The sequence below is a fragment of the Streptomyces bambusae genome, assembly GCF_019400985.1.
Lineage (GTDB): Bacteria > Actinomycetota > Actinomycetes > Streptomycetales > Streptomycetaceae > Streptomyces > Streptomyces bambusae_A.
Genome location: NZ_WTFF01000155.1, coordinates 1 through 17383 on the forward strand (window position 1 = coordinate 1; position 17383 = coordinate 17383).

14 protein-coding genes are annotated in these 17383 nt (G+C 71.9%); 6 read left to right on the forward strand and 8 right to left on the reverse strand.

Features of this window, described 5'->3' with window-relative positions:
- Window positions 1-63: 63 nt before the first annotated feature.
- The 3 genes from GPJ59_RS21090 (at window position 64) to GPJ59_RS21100 (ending at window position 5584) form a co-directional block, all read left to right on the forward strand.
- A complete protein-coding gene (locus tag GPJ59_RS21090) occupies window positions 64-1767 on the forward strand; it encodes an ArnT family glycosyltransferase (RefSeq protein WP_374200878.1) in 1704 nt (567 codons plus the stop codon).
- Window positions 1764-3077: a glycosyltransferase family 2 protein gene (locus GPJ59_RS21095; RefSeq protein ID WP_308120402.1), complete on the forward strand. Its 1314-nt coding sequence runs from the start codon at window positions 1764-1766 to the stop codon at window positions 3075-3077. Before GPJ59_RS21090 ends, GPJ59_RS21095 begins: the two co-directional genes overlap by 4 nt.
- Window positions 3078-3148: 71 nt before the next feature.
- Window positions 3149-5584 (forward strand): galactose oxidase-like domain-containing protein, encoded by a 2436-nt coding sequence (locus tag GPJ59_RS21100; RefSeq protein ID WP_258024698.1) that lies wholly within the window; start codon window positions 3149-3151, stop codon window positions 5582-5584.
- Window positions 5585-5622: 38 nt separating this feature from the next.
- Here GPJ59_RS21100 and trhA read toward each other — a convergent pair whose 3' ends face one another.
- Window positions 5623-6306, reverse strand: a complete 684-nt coding sequence (gene trhA / locus GPJ59_RS21105) for a PAQR family membrane homeostasis protein TrhA (RefSeq protein ID WP_219668788.1) — start codon at window positions 6304-6306, stop codon at window positions 5623-5625.
- A gap of 239 nt (window positions 6307-6545) precedes the next feature.
- Here trhA and GPJ59_RS21110 point away from each other — a divergent pair, with 239 nt between their 5' ends.
- A complete protein-coding gene (locus tag GPJ59_RS21110) occupies window positions 6546-8369 on the forward strand; it encodes a phosphoenolpyruvate carboxykinase (GTP) (protein ID WP_219668789.1) in 1824 nt (607 codons plus the stop codon).
- A 182-nt stretch (window positions 8370-8551) separates the two neighbouring features.
- Here GPJ59_RS21110 and GPJ59_RS21115 read toward each other — a convergent pair whose 3' ends face one another.
- On the reverse strand, window positions 8552-9172 hold the full coding sequence (locus GPJ59_RS21115; protein WP_219668790.1) for a TetR/AcrR family transcriptional regulator: 621 nt from the start codon (window positions 9170-9172) through the stop codon (window positions 8552-8554).
- Between the two features lie 94 nt (window positions 9173-9266).
- On the opposite strand from GPJ59_RS21115, the gene GPJ59_RS21120 reads away from it, so the two are divergent.
- The gene (locus GPJ59_RS21120) at window positions 9267-9728 is read left to right on the forward strand and encodes a DUF6463 family protein (protein ID WP_219668791.1); all 462 of its coding nucleotides are present in this window, start codon (window positions 9267-9269) and stop codon (window positions 9726-9728) included.
- Here GPJ59_RS21120 and GPJ59_RS21125 read toward each other — a convergent pair.
- Genes GPJ59_RS21125 through GPJ59_RS21140 form a run of 4 tightly spaced genes read right to left on the reverse strand, consistent with a single transcriptional unit; the run spans window position 9701 to window position 14369 of the window.
- On the reverse strand, window positions 9701-10348 hold the full coding sequence (locus GPJ59_RS21125) for a hypothetical protein (protein ID WP_219668792.1): 648 nt from the start codon (window positions 10346-10348) through the stop codon (window positions 9701-9703). The two genes, GPJ59_RS21120 and GPJ59_RS21125, sit on opposite strands and share 28 nt — an antisense overlap.
- The gene (locus GPJ59_RS21130) at window positions 10335-12059 is read right to left on the reverse strand and encodes a VWA domain-containing protein (RefSeq protein ID WP_219668793.1); all 1725 of its coding nucleotides are present in this window, start codon (window positions 12057-12059) and stop codon (window positions 10335-10337) included. Before GPJ59_RS21130 ends, GPJ59_RS21125 begins: the two co-directional genes overlap by 14 nt.
- On the reverse strand, window positions 12056-13279 hold the full coding sequence (locus GPJ59_RS21135; RefSeq protein ID WP_219668794.1) for a toxic anion resistance protein: 1224 nt from the start codon (window positions 13277-13279) through the stop codon (window positions 12056-12058). Before GPJ59_RS21135 ends, GPJ59_RS21130 begins: the two co-directional genes overlap by 4 nt.
- Before the next feature lie 13 nt (window positions 13280-13292).
- A complete protein-coding gene (locus GPJ59_RS21140; RefSeq protein ID WP_308120403.1) occupies window positions 13293-14369 on the reverse strand; it encodes a substrate-binding domain-containing protein in 1077 nt (358 codons plus the stop codon).
- Between the two features lie 106 nt (window positions 14370-14475).
- Here GPJ59_RS21140 and GPJ59_RS21145 point away from each other — a divergent pair, with 106 nt between their 5' ends.
- Window positions 14476-15111 (forward strand): hypothetical protein, encoded by a 636-nt coding sequence (locus tag GPJ59_RS21145; protein WP_219668796.1) that lies wholly within the window; start codon window positions 14476-14478, stop codon window positions 15109-15111.
- A 174-nt stretch (window positions 15112-15285) separates the two neighbouring features.
- Here the strand turns inward: GPJ59_RS21145 and GPJ59_RS21150 are convergent, their stop codons facing one another.
- Both GPJ59_RS21150 and GPJ59_RS21155 read right to left on the reverse strand, forming a co-directional pair.
- Window positions 15286-15675: an SCO4983 family protein gene (locus tag GPJ59_RS21150; RefSeq protein WP_219668797.1), complete on the reverse strand. Its 390-nt coding sequence runs from the start codon at window positions 15673-15675 to the stop codon at window positions 15286-15288.
- A 135-nt stretch (window positions 15676-15810) separates the two neighbouring features.
- Window positions 15811-17022 (reverse strand): pyridoxal phosphate-dependent aminotransferase, encoded by a 1212-nt coding sequence (locus tag GPJ59_RS21155; RefSeq protein WP_219668798.1) that lies wholly within the window; start codon window positions 17020-17022, stop codon window positions 15811-15813.
- Window positions 17023-17383 lie beyond the last annotated feature (361 nt).

Here is a 17383-nt window from a genome sequence, read left to right on the forward strand (position 1 = left end):
TTTTTTTTTTTCAAACAAAAAACGGGCATAAGAGACCGCCCCGGGTTCGGGGGGATCGGAGATGTGAAAAAGAGCCAGCTGCCGGGCCGGGGCGCGGGCCGGCGCGGCCCGTCCGCGACCCCGCCGACGCCGACAGCGACGCCGACCCCGGCGCGGGCGACGCCGTTCCGCTTCCGCTCCTCCCGCCCCGACCTGATCCTCTGCGCCACCCTGCTGCTGGCGATCCTCCTGGTCCAGGGCTGGAACATCACCGACTTCCCGACCCTGTCCGACGACGAGGGCACCTACCTCGCCCAGGCCTGGGCCGTCCAGCAGGGCGAGGGCCTGGCCCACTACACGTACTGGTACGACCACCCGCCGCTTGGCTGGATCCAGGTCGCGGCCCTCACCTGGCTGCCCTCGCTGTTCGTACCGGAGTCGATGACCGTCGCGCCCATGCGGTTCTCGATGCTCGCCGTCTCCGCCGCCAGTGCGGTCCTGCTGTACGTCCTCGCCCGCCGGCTGCGGCTGCCCCGCTGGGCCGCCGGCCTGGCCACGGCCCTGTTCGGGCTGTCCCCGCTCGCCGTCGTGCTCCAGCGGGAGATCTTCCTCGACAACCTCGCGGTCATGTGGATCCTGCTGGCCTTCTGCCTGGCCGCCTCGCCCGACCGGCACCTGTGGCACCACTTCGGCGCGGGTCTCGCCGCCGCCACCGCCGTCCTCACCAAAGAGACGATGCTGGTGGTACTGCCGGCGCTGATGGTGACCATGTGGCGCCACAGCCACCGGGACACCCGGAAGTTCGCCGTCACCGGCGCCGTCACCGCCTGCACCCTCATCGGCCTGTCGTACCCGCTGTACGCCCTGCTCAACGGCGAACTGCTGCCCGGCCCCGGCCACGTCTCGCTCATCGACGGCATCACCTACCAGATGGGCCGCGCCGGTTCCGGCTTCATCCTCGACCCCGGCTCCGGCTCGCACGGCGTCCTGCGCTCCTGGCTCTACTACGACACCGTGCTCCCGCTCGGCGGACTGGCCGGCGCGGCCCTGCTGCTGGCCACCGTGAGATGGTCCGTCACCGCCCGCGCACTGGCCGGGCCGGCGCTCGCCGTCGTCATCCTGGCCCTCGTCGCCCTGCGCCCCTCCGGCTACCTGCCGGCGATGTACGTCGTCCAGGCCCTGCCCTTCCTGGCGCTGGTCCTGGCCGGCGGAGCCGCCGGCATCGGGCACGCCGTCCTGCACCGCCACCTCGCCCCGGGCCTCCACCGCCGCCGCGCCGCGACCGAGCACCGGGCCCCGAACCGGGCCCCGAACCGGGCCCTGCGCCGTGCCCGCTACGCCCTGGTCTGCGTCCTGGCCGCCGGGGCCGCCGCGTACGTCCTGCCGCGCTGGTACGAGGGCAACCGCACCGCCCTCACCGCCGACGCCAACGCCCCGTACCGGCAGGCGGCGGCCTGGCTCGGCAGCGAGGTCGCCGACCCGGCGCACACCCGGGTCCTGCTGGACGACGCCCTCTGGCTGGACGCCGTGCACCACGGCTACGAACCCGGCCTCGGCGCGATCTGGTTCTACAAGGCCGACCTCGACCCGGCCGTCACCGCCACCCTGCCGCGCGGCTGGCGCGACATCGACTACGTCGTCTCCTCGCCGACCGTACGGCGGGACGCGGCCGCCCTGCCCAACGTCAAGGCCGCGCTGGAGCACTCGACGCCGGTCGCGGTGTTCGGCTCCGGCGAGGACCGGATCGAGATCCGCAGGACCGATCCCGGGGACGGGAGCCGGCCGTGAGCGAGAACCTGCGGACCCCGGCGCTCACCGACCCCGAACCGGCCGCCGCGCAAGCACCGGCCGCGCAGGCACCGGCCGCGCACGCACCCGCCGCGCAAGAACCAGCGGCGCAAGCACCCACCGCGCAGGCACCGGCCGCCGGCAGCGTGACCCTCGTCATCCCCACCTTCAACGAGTCGGCGAACGTCGCCGAACTCCTGCGCCGCCTCTCCGCGGCCCTCCCCGCCCGGCTGCCCTGCGAGGTGCTGTTCGTGGACGACTCCACGGACGACACCCCGCAGGCGATCGAGAAGGCCGCCCAGGACTGCCCGTTCCCCGTGGCCGTGCTGCACCGCGAGCAGGCCCACGGCGGGCTCGGCGGGGCCGTCGTCGAGGGGGTGGAGCGGGCCGGCACCGACTGGGTCGTCGTCATGGACGCCGACCTCCAGCACCCGCCCCACCTGGTGCCCGAGCTCGTCGGCGAGGGGGAGCGGACCGGCGCCGAACTCGTCGTCGCCTCCCGCTACACCAGCGGCGGCAGCCGCGCGGGGCTGGCCGGCAGCTACCGGATCGCCGTCTCGCGCGGCGCGACCTGGCTGGCCAAGGGCCTCTTCCCGCGCGCCCTGCGCGGCATCAGCGACCCGATGAGCGGCTTCTTCGCGATGCGCCGCTCGGCGATCGCGTCGCCGCAGACGCTCCAACCGCTGGGGTACAAGATCCTCCTGGAACTGGCGGTGCGGTGCCGGCCCGCGACGGTCGCCGAGGTGCCGTTCGTCTTCCAGGAGCGCTACGCCGGCGAGTCGAAGTCCACCGCCCGCGAAGGCCTGCGCTTCCTGGCGCACCTGGCCGCCCTGCGCTCGGCGACCCCGCTGGCCCGGATGATCGGCTTCGGGCTGATCGGACTGTCCGGCTTCGTGCCCAACCTGGCCGCGCTGTGGCTGCTCACGCACGCCCTCGGCCTGCACTACCTGCCCGCCGAGATCGTGGCCAACCAGGCGGGCGTGCTGTGGAACTTCGTCCTGATCGAGCTCCTGCTCTTCCGCGACCGGCGCCGCCACCGGCACTGGGCGGACCGGATCGGCCGGTTCGCGCTGCTGGCCAACGCCGATCTGCTGCTGCGCATCCCGCTCATCGCGCTCCTGGTCGCCGAGCTCGGCCTCGGCGTGCTGCCGGCGACCGCACTCGCCCTGGTCACCACCTTCGTGCTGCGGTTCGCGGCCACCGAGGCCCTCGTCTACCTGCCGCGCTCCGGCCACCGGGCCACGGGCCGCCACCGCAAGGCCCGTACGCCGAGCCCGCGCGACAGCCGCGACAGCTCCGTCACCGCCTGAGCCCTCCGTACCGCTTCGAGCCTCTTCAAGCCTCCTCGAGCCGAGACGCACAGAGAGGAACACCGACGACGATGCGACGCACCCTACGGCGGCGGGCAGGGTGGCGGGCCGCCCTGCTGGCCGTCGGGGCGATGACCGCCGGCCTGCTGCTGTCCGCACCGCAGCAGGCCGCGGCCGGACCGCCCAACCTGCTCACCAACCCCGGATTCGAGACCGCCGGCCCGGCCGGCTCCGACATGCCCTCCTGCTGGTCGAAGTCCGGCTGGGGCGACAACGACTTCTCCTTCGCCACCGTCACCGACGCGCACAGCGGCACCAAGGCGATGCGCGTCCAGCTCACCCGCCGGGTCAGCGGCGACCGCAAGGCGCTCGTCACCGAGACCGCCGCCTGCGCGCCGAGCGTGGTGCCGGGCAAGCAGTACGACCTGTCGGCCTGGTACAGGTCGAACACCCCGGACGTGTCGGTGACCGTGTTCCGCCGGGACACCACCGCCGGCTGGCAGTACTGGACCGATCTGCAGAACCCGCCGGTCAGCGCGGACTGGGCGCGCACCCAGGTCCGTACGCCCGCGGTCCCGCCGGGCACCGACAAGATCGCCTGGGGCCTGTCGGTGTACGGGGTGGGGACGCTGACCACCGACGACTACGCGATGGAGGAGGTCGGGGCCACCCCGCCGGCCCCCACCTGCACGGGCACCCCGGAGGAGTGCGCGAAGGGCAAGTGGGAGGTGATCCCGGCCAAGAACCCGACCCGGTCCATGCACGCCGTGGTCCTCAAGAACGGGAAGGTGCTGCTGATCGCGGGCTCGGGCAACGACATCTCGCAGTTCAACGCGGGCACCTTCACCTCCGCCGTCTACGACCCCGCGAACGGCTCGTTCAAGACGATCCCGACCCCCGTCGACATGTTCTGCTCGGGCCACGTGCAGCTCTCGGACGGCCGGGTGCTGGTGATGAGCGGCAACAAGGGCTACCCGTCCGCCGACGGCAAGATCGGCTACCAGGGGCTGAAGGACTCCTACATCTTCGACCCCGCGACCGAGTCGTACATCAAGACGAACGACATGAACGGCGGGCACTGGTACCCGTCGGCGACCGTCCTCGGCAACGGTGACGTGATCTCCTTCGGCGGCCTGAAGGAGGACTCCACCGGCAATGTGACCGCGGAGAAGTTCTCGGCGGCGCAGGGCAGGTGGCTGCCGATGAACGAGGTCAACCAGACCTGGTCGTACTGGGGCCTGTACCCGTCGATGATCCTCATGCAGGACGGCCGGCTCTTCTACTCCGGCAGCCACACCTTCGGCAACGGCACCCCGGGCTCGGGCGCGTCGGTCTACGACTACGACGCCAACACCATCACCGACGTGCCGGGCCTGCGGAAGAAGGACGAGCGGGACGAGTCGGCGAGCGTGCTGCTGCCCCCGGCGCAGGACCAGCGGGTCCTGACCATCGGCGGCGGCAACAACGAGACCAACCCGGCCGCGAACCGGATCACCGACATCATCGACCTGAAGAAGCCCGACCCCGGCTACACCGCCGGCCCCGACCTGCCCCAGGGCCTGGTCGACACCGGCACCGGCAAGCGCCCGCAGACCGGGGCCGAGGGCAAGATGTACGTCTCGGCGGTGCTGCTGCCCGACGGCAAGGTCCTGGAGACCGGCGGCGGGCTGCACGACCGGGCCGACCCGGTCTTCGAGGCCTCGATGTTCGACCCGGCCACCAACACCTACCAGGCGGGCATGGCCACCGACCCGATCCCGCGTACGTACCACTCCAGCGCCTTCCTGATGCCCGACGGGCGGGTGATGTCGGTCGGCGACAACCCGGGCAACGGCACGTACAACCACAACGTCTCGATCTACACCCCGCCGTACCTGTTCAAGGGGCCGCGGCCGCAGATCACCTCGGTGATCGACGCGCAGTGGGTCTACGGGGACACCCAGCGGATCACGGTCGACCGGCCGATCGCCAAGGCGGAGCTGATCCGGCCGGCGGCGGTCACCCACTCCTCCGACCCGAACCAGCGGTTCGTGGACCTGCCGTTGACCGTGGTCGGCAACACCACCGTCGACCTCAACGTCACCAGCAACCCCAACCTGGCCCCGCCCGGCTGGTACATGCTCTTCGCCGTCGACGCGAACGGCGTCCCGTCGATCGCCCGCTGGGTCCACCTGGGCGGCCCGACGGCCGCGGCGATGTCGGTGGCGAACACGGACGGCAGGACCCCGGCGCCACACGTCCACGAGTTCGCGGACCGGCTCCAGGCCTCCCCGAAGCAGAACCCGGGCGAGCGGGACTCCGTACCGGTGCCGCCCAGCGTGGCCGGCTGCGACCGGCACTACGGCTCGGTCAACCTGTGCGTGCCGACCCGGTTCCCGGCGGAGGTGAAGAACTCCTCGAAGGCCCGCTGCGACTGGCTGGCCGCGCACCAGTACCCGAAGCGGATGAAGGTCAACGGCAGCGACCCGCTGCGCCTCGACCGGGACGGCGACGGCTACGCCTGCTGAACGTCGCCGTCATCGTCAACGTCGCCCAGCCTACCGGCTCACGCGTGCCGGTAGGCGGCCAGGGCGATCCCCACGAAGTGCGTGATGAACGCCACGAGGGTCAGGGAGTGGAAGACCTCGTGGAAGCCGAAGAAGCGGGGGGAGGGGTCGGGGCGCTTCATGCCGTAGATGACCCCTCCCGCGCTGTAGAGCAGGCCGCCGACGATCACCAGGACGAGGACGGCGATGCCGCCGGTCCGCATGAAGTCGGGCAGGAAGAAGACGGCGGCCCAGCCCATCGCTATGTAGCAGGGCGTGTAGAGCCAGCGCGGGGCGCCGACCCAGAAGACCCGGAAGGCGATGCCCGCCGCGGCCGCGATCCAGACCGCCCACAGGAGCACGCGCCCCGTGGAGTCGGGCAGGAGCAGGACGGTCAGCGGGGTGTACGTACCCGCGATGATCAGGAAGATGTTGGCGTGGTCGAGCCGCCGTAGCACCGCCTCCCCGCGCGGCCCCCACGTGCCGCGGTGGTAGAGGGCGCTGATGCCGAAGAGCAGGCAGGCCGTGAGCACGTAGACCGCGCACGCGACCCGTGCGCGTGTCGAGTCGGTGAAGGTCATCAGGGCCAGGCCCGCGACCAGCACGGCCGGGAACATCCCGGCGTGCAGCCACCCGCGCATGAGCGGCTTGCCGACGACCGCGGCGGCCGGGGCGTCAACGGCTTCGGAAGTCATGGCCGACATGTTACCTACGCGTCCGTAGGTTTCCGGGGCAGCATCGGGGGCACATTTACCGACTGTTCGCTTTGCCGAACGTTGACTCACGTGGCGATGCTCACGTGAGAGGCCCCCTGGACATATGCGCACATGCACCGGATGATCAGATGAGTGCGGTCGGCACCGGATGAGCGGAGCAGCGAAGTCATCCGGGTCGCAGCCCCCACGGGGCATACACCAAACAAACCCCTCAACAAGGAGCAATCGTGGCGCGCGACAACGCGGCTCCCACTTCCGTCCCGACCAACCACGCCGGGCTGACCGCCTGGGTGGAGGAGATCGCTGCCCTCACCGAGCCGGACCGGATCGTCTGGTGCGACGGATCCGAGGCCGAGTACGAGCGCCTGTGCGAGGAGCTCGTCGCGAAGGGAACCTTCAAGAAGCTCGACCCGGCCAAGCGCCCGAACTCGTACTACGCCGCCTCCGATCCGACCGACGTCGCGCGCGTCGAGGACCGGACCTTCATCTGCTCCGAGAAGGAGGAGGACGCGGGCCCGACCAACAACTGGATGGCCCCGGCGGAGATGCGCGAGGTCTTCGCGGGCGACAAGGGCGTCTTCCGTGGCTCCATGAAGGGCCGGACGATGTACGTCGTCCCGTTCTGCATGGGCCCCATCGGCTCCGAGCTGTCCGCCCTGGGCGTCGAGATCACCGACTCCGCCTACGTCGCGGTCGCCATGCGCACCATGACCCGCATGGGCCAGGCCGTCCTGGACGAGCTCGGCACCGACGGGTTCTTCGTCAAGGCCGTCCACACCCTCGGCGCGCCGCTCGCCGAGGGCCAGGCCGACGTGCCGTGGCCGTGCAACACCACCAAGTACATCTCGCACTTCCCCGAGACGCGCGAGATCTGGTCCTACGGCTCCGGCTACGGCGGCAACGCCCTGCTCGGCAAGAAGTGCTACGCCCTGCGCATCGCCTCCGTCATGGCCCGCGACGAGGGCTGGCTCGCCGAGCACATGCTGATCCTCAAGCTCACCCCGCCGCAGGGCGAGGCGAAGTACGTCGCCGCCGCGTTCCCGTCCGCCTGCGGCAAGACCAACCTCGCCATGCTCCAGCCCACGATCCCCGGCTGGACGGTCGAGACCATCGGCGACGACATCGCCTGGATGCGCTTCGGTGAGGACGGCCGCCTCTACGCGATCAACCCCGAGGCCGGCTTCTTCGGCGTCGCGCCCGGCACCGGCGACCACACCAACGCCAACGCCATGAAGACGATGTACGCCAACACCGTCTTCACCAACGTCGCGCTCACGGACGACGGCGACGTGTGGTGGGAGGGCATGACCGAGGAGCCCCCGGCCCACCTCATCGACTGGCGGGGCAACGACTGGACGCCGGAGTCGGAGACCCCGGCCGCCCACCCCAACTCCCGTTTCGCCGTGCCGGCCGCCCAGTGCCCGACGATCGCCCCCGAGTGGGAGGACCCCAAGGGCGTCCCGATCTCCGCGATCCTCTTCGGCGGCCGCCGCGCCTCCGCCGTCCCGCTGGTCACCGAGTCCTTCGACTGGAACCACGGCGTCTTCATCGGCTCGAACATCGCCTCCGAGAAGACCGCCGCCGCCGAGGGCAAGGTCGGCGAGCTGCGCCGCGACCCGTTCGCCATGCTGCCGTTCTGCGGCTACAACATGGGCGACTACATGGGCCACTGGATCAAGGTCGGCGCCTCCGCCGACCAGGCCAAGCTGCCGAAGATCTACTACGTGAACTGGTTCCGCAAGAACGACGCGGGCAAGTTCGTCTGGCCCGGCTTCGGCGAGAACAGCCGCGTCCTGAAGTGGATCGTCGGCCGCCTGGAGGGCACCGCCGAGGGCGTCGAGACCCCCATCGGCATCCTGCCGACCAAGGACGCCCTCGACCTCGACGGCCTCGACATCGCCGACGAGGACCTCGACTTCCTCCTGACCGTCGACAAGAAGGTCTGGCGCGAGGAGGCCGCCCTGGTACCCGAGCACCTCAACACCTACGGCGACCACACCCCGAAGGAGCTGTGGGACCAGTACCACGCGCTGGTCGAGCGCCTGGGCTGAGCCGACGGCCCTGCTGACGGGCCCTTGAACGTGTGGGAGCCCCCGACCAAGACGGCACCCACCGCCCGCGCCGGCCACCTGTCATGTCCGGACTGTCAAGGAGCGCTCGCGCTCTTCCGGACAGGTCGTGTGCACCCGTTGACGGCGGGTCTCTGCTTGCGGAGACCCGCCGTCAGCCTTTTTCAGCCCTTTGCGGCCGGTCCTTGCACTGCTCCCTCCGCTGCTCCCTCTGCTGCTCCCTCCGCTGCGGTCAGGGCCGTGTGCACCACGCGGGCGAGCTGCTCCGGCAGCCCGGCCACCGTGCGGCTCTGCAGGTACAGCACCGCGAACACCGGCCCGGACACCAGGGCGTGCACCAGCTCCGTGTCCGGCGGCGCGGGCAGTTCGCCGCGAACCACCGCCCGGTCGAGCAGCCGGCCGACCCCCTGCTGCTGACGCGTCACGAACGCCTCGTGGAAGCGGGCCGCCAGCTCGGGCGAGCTGCGGACGTCGGCGAGCAGCCCGGGTACGGCGGCCAGCGCGGCCGGGTGCGTCATGTGGTCGCAGATCTCCCGGACCAGCGCGGTCAGGTCGCCGAGGAGGCTGCCCGTATCGGGCGGCGCCGGCAGGTCGGCCCCGTGCACGGCGGCCGCGAAGACCATCTCCTGCCGCGTGGCGTACCGCCGGTAGATCGCGGCCTTGCCGATCCCGGCCCGCTCGGCCACGGAGTCCACCGTCAGCTTCGCGTAGCCGCTCTCGGCCAGCAGTGCGCGGGTGGCGGTGAGGATCGCTGCGTCGACGCGGGTGTCCCTGGGGCGTGCCATGGCGACCATGTTACGGTACTGATAGTTTCGAAACTATGGGTCTCGAAACCATGGCTCGTAACCGTGCGGGCCACGGGACAAGGGGGGTTGGGCCATGACCCGACGAGCCGGGCGGATCCTGATGTTCCTCGGCGCGCTCCACCTGCTGGCGCTGGGCGTACAGAACGCGCACTACCTCGACGAGTGGTTCACCGGCGAGCTGTGGCTGCTGCCGCGCGCCGACTTCGTCACCCCGCACGGCGCGGCCGGCGCGTTCTGGATCTCCCTGGGCAGCTTCGCCGTCCCGATGACCGTCCTCGGCGCCCTGCTCGCCGATCTCGGCCGGCGCGGCATCACCGTCCCCGCATGGGCCGGCTGGGCGCTGGGCGGCTGGGCGCTCGTCGGGGCGGCGGTGGTGGAGCCGACGCCGATGCTGCTCGTGCTGGTGCCGGCCGGACTGCTCGTCCGGGCGGCGGGAGCGGCCCGGCGCTCCGGGGTGGCCGGAGCCGCCGGAGCTGACGGGGCCGCCGGAGCCGAGGGGCCCGCCGCTCAGGAGCGGCCGCGGTCCTCCAGGTAGGTGGTGTGCGTCTGCTGACGGCGGGCCTCGACCTCGCGGAGGCCCGCCGTCAGGCGTTCCGCCTCGTCGAAGAGGACCGCCAGCTGCCGCTCCAGGTGCCGCTCGGGCGACTCCCCGCCCGGCTGGAGCCGGGTCCACCAGCGGGCCCGGTGGTAGGTGTCGACGCACTCCGGCACGTCCTGCCGGATCGCCCGCGACAGGATGTGCACCGACTCCGGGTCGGCGGCGAGCACGTCCGCCGCCCACCCGGGATCGAGCAGGGCCTCGTAGAACTGGGTCAGCTCCGTCAGCTTGCCCCCGGCGGCCGGCGGCAGCTCCACCTCGGTGAGGTAGGCCCGCAGCCGGGCGAAGTCGTCGCGCAGCAGCCCCAACTGCTCGGCCGGCTCCGGGAAGTCGGGCGTCGACACCCGCTCCGGCGGGGCGATCAGCGCGCCCGCGCCGTACAGCCCCGCGACCACCAGCGGCCAGTACGCACCCGCCGCCCCGGCCAGCGTCAGCCCCACCCCGGCCACGCCGCAGGCGCAGCCCGCCAGGTTCTTCTTCGACTCCAGGTACGCGAGCGCCCTGCGGCCCGCCGATGCGGTCCTTCCGGACCTACTGCTGCTCCTACTGGTAGCCACGGATCTCCTCGAAGGCCCCGCCGAGCGTTCCCGTTCCGCCGGTGGCGTCGAACAGCCGGCCGCCGGTCAGCTCCGTGATCGCGGTCAGCTCCTTGCGGTCCGAATCCCCGAACAGCACAGCGAAGACCGGCGTCCGCTTCTGCGCGTCCGGCAGCGTGGCGTAGAAGGAGTTGAACTCCTGCGCGCTGTCCCCGCTCTTGCCGTCCGTCATCAGCACGATCGAGGTGAAGGCGTCACCCTTGTCCTGGCCCAGGTGCTGGTAGGCCGCCTTCAGGCTGGCGTACACGGCCGTCCCGCCCTGCGGCGACAGCGACTCCACGTCCCCGCGGATCGCGTCCAGGGCCGGACCCGGATTGCCCGGCTCCACCACATGCGTCAGCACCTTCTTCACCTTGTCGCCGAACGGCAGCAGCGTCACCTCCTCCCGGTCCCGGAACCGCCGCCCGGTCCCCGAGGCTCCCGTCCCCGTCAGCTCGGTCAGCGCCGACTTCAGCCGCCCGATCCGGTCCTCGTCCGCCATCGACCCCGAGGTGTCGAGCACGTACACCGTCCGCGAGGGCCGGCGCAGCTCGTTCTCGTACGAGGCCAGCAGCCCGTCCGCGACCGAGCGGGTGCCCGGGAACGGCAGCTCGCGCCGCTTGTCGGCACCCAGACCGGCCGCCGGCGCCACCCCGGGCGCCACCGGACGGCGGAAGGTCCGCTCGGTGATCTGCTTCTGCGCCTCGGCGCCGCGCAGGTACTCCGTCAGCAGCCGGCCCGACTCGCGCGCCCCGGCCGGGGCGGAGGTCAGCAGGGTCAGCGGGTAGTGGGCGGTGACCACCCCGTCCTGCGGGCGGACCACGGTGAGTTCGGAGCGCGCGTCCCGGGTCATCGACAGCAGCACCGACTCGTAGTTGACGAGGGCGTCCACGTCGTGGCGCCGGCTGTAGGCGGTGGCCAGCCAGCCCGAGGAACCGGAGGTCAGCGTCTGTCCGGTGAAGAACTCCTTCAGCCGCGGCCCGGCCTGCTTGACGTCCGCGTCGGTGAGCGCCGCCTGCGCCCCCGACAGGCCCGAGGCCACCGACACCAGCGCGGCGAAACCGGAGTTGGAGCGGACCGGGTCCGTCATGCCGTAGCTCAGCCTGCCCTGCGACACCGCCTGGTGCACCGCCGACCAGGTGACCTCCTCGGGCTTCCAGCCCAGCCTGGCCAGCGTGGCCGGCCGGAAGCCGATCGCGACGGGCGAGGACATCACCGGGGTCTCGGAGCTGAGCTTGCCCGCCGCCTCCGGGCGCAGCCGCAGGTAGTCGTTCGAGGACAGCCAGATCGCGTCGTAGGCGCCGTCGGCCTTCCCCGACGCCACCTGCTCGACCGCGTCCAGCGTCCCGGACCAGGTGAACTTCACCGACACCCCGGTGGCCTTCTTCGCCTGCGCCAGCACCGGCTCCATGTCGGCCAGCTCGCTGGAGGCGAGCACCCGCAGCGTGCCCTCCTGGTACGCGGACTTCTTCGGACCGCCGGCCGGACCGGTGGCCGGTCCGTCGGAGGTGCAGCCGGCGGTCGCGGCGAGCAGGACCGCGGTCGCCGCGGCCGCCGCGGCGAGCCGCCGGCACAGCCGCGCGGTACGCAGCGCGGCGGAGCCGTGCGTGGCGGTGCGTTGGTGCGCGGTGGCGGCGGGTGCGGTGGCGCCGTGCGTGGTGGTGCCGTGCGTAGTGGTGCGGTGCGTGCTCATCGGTCGCCGCCCTCCAGCACTCCGGCCGTATTGGTACCGGTACGGGTCCGGGTCCGGTCCAGGTGCGCGGAGGCGGCCTGCAGCTCGCCCGTCAGCGCCTCGACGGTCGCGGCCATCGACTCCGTCGCCTGCACCTTGTACGTGTCGATCGCGTCCAGCGTCCGGTAGATCTGCGCGAACGCCGTCCTCAGGGTCTCCGTGCCGACCGCCGGGTCGGCGGCGATCCGCTGGACCTCCCCGCTCTGCGTGGCCAGCATCTCCGCGTTGCCCCTGATCAGGCCCTCCGTGGTGGAGCGCAGCGTGTCCACCTGCTCGATCACCTTGCGCTGGTTCTCCAGCGCCGAGGCGAGCATCACCGCGATGCGCAGCGCCGAGACCGTGGTCGTCGCCGCCCGGTCCACACCCTTGATCAACTCGTCGTTGTTGCGGCGTACGACGTCCATGGCGAGGTAGCCCTGCGCGCACACCGCGAGCTGCGTCAACAGGTCCTGGTGCTTCTGCCGGACCGGGAAGAGCACGTCCGCGCGGAGCGCGTCCGCCTGCGCCGGGTCGCTCGCCCCGGCCTCGGCGACGCGCTGCTCCACGGCCGCGTCCAGGGCCTCGGTGAGCACCGCGTACTCCTGGAGCTTGCCCATCGTCTCCCACAGCCGGGCCCGCTCGGTGTGCAGTGCGGCGTTGTCGCGGCGCAGCTCGTCCTGGCCGGCCCGCAGCGCGCCGACGATCCGGTTCAGCGTGGCCTGCGAGGAGGCGTACTTCGCCACGTGGTCGCGGAACCGGTTCCCGCCGGGCAGCTTCGCCAGCAGCCGCCGCGCCCCCTTGGCGGAGGACTCGCGCGGATCGAGGTCCTCGACCGTGCGGCGCAGCTCCACCAGGGAGTTTGCGACCCGGGCCTGCGCGTCGCCGCCCTCCCCGCCGGGGCCGCCGCGGGCCGAGCCGAGCGCGCGTACGGTCCGGTCCAGCATCCGGTTGGACTGCTGGGCGGCACTGCGGATGTCGGCGGAGCCCAGCCCCGCGATCTCGCCGATCCGGGCGGTGAACTCCGGGGAGCGGGCGTCGAGTCCGGCGAGCGAACCCACGTACTCCCCGGCCCGGCGCGCCATCTCCTCGCGCACCCCGTCCTGCACCGGGACCAGGCCGCCGGCCTGTTCGCGGCGGACGGGGGCCACCGGCTCCGGCGGCTGGAGGACCAGCGGGGTGTCCTCGGGCGGTGTCAGTGTCATCGGTGCTGTCCCCCTAGCCCTTGGCCCGCTGGGCCAGCGTCATCAGGATCTTGACGTTCGGCGTGTTCACCTGGCGGATCCCGGTCAGTTTCTGGTTGAGGAAGGCGGAGTGCGGCTCGGTGGCCTTCGTGAACTCCGCGAGCCCGTCCCGCGGCCGGAAGCCGTGCCTGATCGCGAGCTCCCGCAGCTTCGGGTCACCGGTGAGCAGCGCGCCGAGCTCCCGGGCCGTCTCGCTCAGGGGGACGAAGGTGTGCTCGGTGTTGACGGTCGTGTCCGGGTACAGCACGGCCATGTCGCCGGGGTCCTGCTTCTGCAGCAGCATCGAGGCGACCTGGGACTCGTAGACCAGGATCAGCGGGTCCCCGGCGCCGCTGATGAAGGCCCGGAACGGGTCGTCGGTGCTGGGCGGCAGCGAGCCCTGGACGCTGATCAGCTTGCGCAGCAGGGGCGCGGTGCGCTCGATGCCGGCCTCGTCGGAGACCACCGTGCTGTTGTTGTGCACGTTGGAGGTCGCGGCGAGGAACAGCGCGCCGGAGTTGGACGAGGTCGGGTCGGTGGTCTTGATGAACACCGTCCCGGTCAGCTCGGCGTACGCGGCCGACCCCTGGAGCTGCTGCCAGGTGCGGTCCTCGCCGGACGCCTTGAGGTAGGGGCCCATCAGCAGCGTGCCGGTGTTCTTGCCGGTCAGCCTGGCCAGGCCGTTGTCGGCGAGGACCTTCGCGGCGTTGGCGCGGGCGACGACGACCAGCGGCGAGTAGAACGGCTTGACCGTCTGCGCGCCCTTCAGACCGGCCTTGGCCTCGATCTCGACGGCGGGCTCGCTGCTGGAGGGGAAGGCGAAGTCGTACTCCTTCAGCGGCAGTTGGTCCATGGCCCAGGATCCGGACGTCTCCGTCCGGACCGTGTAGCCCTTGGCGGCCAGCGCCTTGACCACGTCGGGATCGTCGAAGAACTCGGCCTTCTCCGATCCGATCACTCCTCGCACGGTCTTCGTTGCCGTGCCGCCCGGTTCCTTGTTGCCGATCAGGATGACGGCGATGACGCCGCCGATCAGCAGGACCGCCAGGGCGATACCGAATATGCGTCTCACGGGGGCAGCGTGCTCGCGGAATCCCACATTCCACGCCTGCTTGAGTGAACGTCAGGTGACCAGGACGTCCCACTTCCTTCGTCGCGCAGGGGGCATCATGGGGCTCATGACGCAAGTGCGTGGGTGGCTGGTGTCCCTCGTGGCACTGGCAGCGCTGTTGGTGTTCGGGCCGCTGGGGCTGTACGTCTGGGCGAGCGGGGGCGGGGCGTCGCCGCCGACGGCTGCGGGGGCGGATGAGCTTTCCGGGGCGGACGGGCTTTCCCGGGCGGACGGGCTGTCTCGGGCGGACGGGCTTTCCCGGGCCGAGCGGGAGCGGCTGGAACGGGCGGCGGGAGCCGCGCGGACGGCCCGGACGGACCTGGTGGTGACTGCCTGCCGAATCGATCCGGCAAGCCGCCGGGCAGTCGCCGACGTCGAGGTCGTGGCACACCGGTCCGGGACGTACGTGGCGACCGTCGCGTTCCGCGAGGGCACGTCGGGCCCGACGGCACAGGCGCTGGTCAAGCTGACCGGCCCGGCGGAGGGGCGTACGGCCCTCCGCCGGGCCGGCCAGGGCTCCGGGGGCTCCGCCGGCTCCGTCGGCGAGGCGATCGGGCCGGTCTGGCCGGCCGGGGTCGTCCCGTGGTGCGGGGTCGAGGGCGCGGAGTTCACCCCGGCGGGCGAACCGGGAGCACGCGGCGCGACGGGCGTACCACCGGGCGCACCGGGCATGACGAGCGCACCGGGCGTGACGGGGCGCTGAGGCCGTCGGGGCGTGGGCGCGGGGCCGACAGGGCGCTGGTGCCGAGGGGTAGAGCCGTGCAGGGCCCCGCCGCACGGCCGCGTACGGCCCGGCACGGGAACGTGCCGGGAGACGGCGAGCGGTGGTGAGCAGTGGCGCCCGGTCCGAGGCCTCCCCGGCCTCGGACCGGGGCCGTCAGGGGGCCCCCACTCCGGCGAGGCGGAGTGCGGCGCTGTGCGCGTCCATGCGCTCGGCGGCGAGGATCGCGACGGCCGTGTCGGCGCGCGAGGCGGCGACGAGGAGCGCGCGGGCGGCGAGGTCGTGCGCGCGCCGGTGCAGCGCGGCGTACTCCCCGCCCGTGACGGGCCCGGCGCCGCGCGGCGGCTCCGCCCCGCGTAGGCGGGCCACCTGGGCGGCGATCTGCGCGGCGGGCTCGTCGAGGCCGAGCTCGTCGGTGACGGCGAGCAGGGCCGCGAGGTGCCCGGCGAGCTGGATGTCCAGCTCCTCGCCGCGGCTGCGGTGGGGGTAGTCGGCTCGGCCGCCGCCCATGCGGCTGACCGGCTTCGTGCGGTTCGGCTCGTACATGAGGATGGCCTCCTGCGTGGTCAGGAGACCATCCTACATTGGATTCGTTCTAAAGTTGAGCTGGATCTGGCAGAAAACTGCCGTACTGGCGCGGGAGGTGCGCCGCGGCCGTACGGCAGCCGTCTCGAACCGGTGTCAGTGCTGGCCGTAGCCGTCCAGGAAGTTCCCGATCCGGGTGACCGCGTCGGCCAGGTCCTTGGCGTTGGGCAGCGTCACGATCCGGAAGTGGTCGGGCTCGGGCCAGTTGAAGCCGGTGCCGTGCACGATCATGATCTTCTCGGCCCGCAGCAGATCGAGGACCATCTGCCGGTCGTCCTTGATCTTGTAGACCGCCGGGTCGAGCCGGGGGAACATGTACAGCGCGCCCTTCGGCTTCACGCAGGAGACGCCCGGGATCTGGGTGAGCAGGTCGTACGCCACGTCGCGCTGCTCCAGCAGGCGCCCGCCGGGCAGCACCAGGTCCTGGATGGACTGGTGACCGCCGAGGGCGGTGGCCACGGCGTGCTGCGCCGGCATGTTGGCGCACAGCCGCATGTTGGACAGGATCGTCAGCCCCTCGATGTACGAGGTGGCGTCCTTCTTGGGTCCGCAGACCGCCATCCAGCCGCTGCGGTAGCCGGCGACCCGGTAGGACTTGCTCAGGCCGTTGAAGGTCAGGCAGAGCAGGTCGGGGGCGATGGCGGCGGTGGGCGTGTGGGTGGCGTCGTCGTAGAGGATCTTGTCGTAGATCTCGTCGGAGCAGACCATCAGGTTGTGGCGGCGCGCGATGTCCGTCAGGCTCCGCAGCATCTCGTCGCTGTAGACGGCGCCGGTGGGGTTGTTCGGGTTGATGATCACGAGCGCCTTGGTGCGGTCGGTGATCTTCCGCTCGATGTCGGCGAGGTCCGGCATCCAGTCGGACTGCTCGTCGCAGCGGTAGTGGACGGCGGTACCGCCGGAGAGCGACACGGCGGCGGTCCACAGCGGGTAGTCCGGGGCCGGGATCAGCACCTCGTCGCCGTCGTCCAGGAGGGCCTGCATGGCCATCTGGATCAGCTCGGAGACGCCGTTGCCGAGGTAGATGTCCTCGACGTCCAGTGCGACGCCCTGGGTCTGGTAGTGCTGCATGACCGCGCGGCGCGCGGAGAGCAGACCCTTCGCGTCCCCGTAACCGTGGGCGGAGCCCAGGTTGCGGAGCATGTCCTCAAGGATCTCCGGGGGGCACTCGAAGCCGAAGGCTGCGGGGTTGCCGGTGTTGAGCTTGAGGATGCGATGACCTGCCGCTTCGAGCCGCATGGCCTCTTCGAGCACGGGGCCGCGGATCTCGTAGCAGACATTGGCGAGCTTCGTTGACTGGATCACCTGCATGGCGGGAGCTTACGGGTCCGGCCGCCCGTCCGCTTGGCCTTTGGGGCGGGAGGGCGGACGGCGACGGGTTGGCGAATTGTCCCGTTTCGGGGGATGGGCGGGTGCTCCCGTCCCTTGCCCTTGGAAACGGGGGCGGGGGATCGTCTCAGCCTGCGGAATGGGTGGGTGGGGGGTGCGGGGGCGGGACGGGTGTTGCGCTCGTCACGGTGGGGGTGGGGGGGGGGGGGGGGGTGGGGGCGTGTCCGCTGGGGGCTTGGGTTCGGGGGGGGGGGGCTGACCCGCTGGGGGTGGGGCTTCGGGGGGTGGGGGTGGGCCTGTGGGGGTTGGTTTCCTGTGGGAGGTGGGCGGAGGGGGGGTGGTG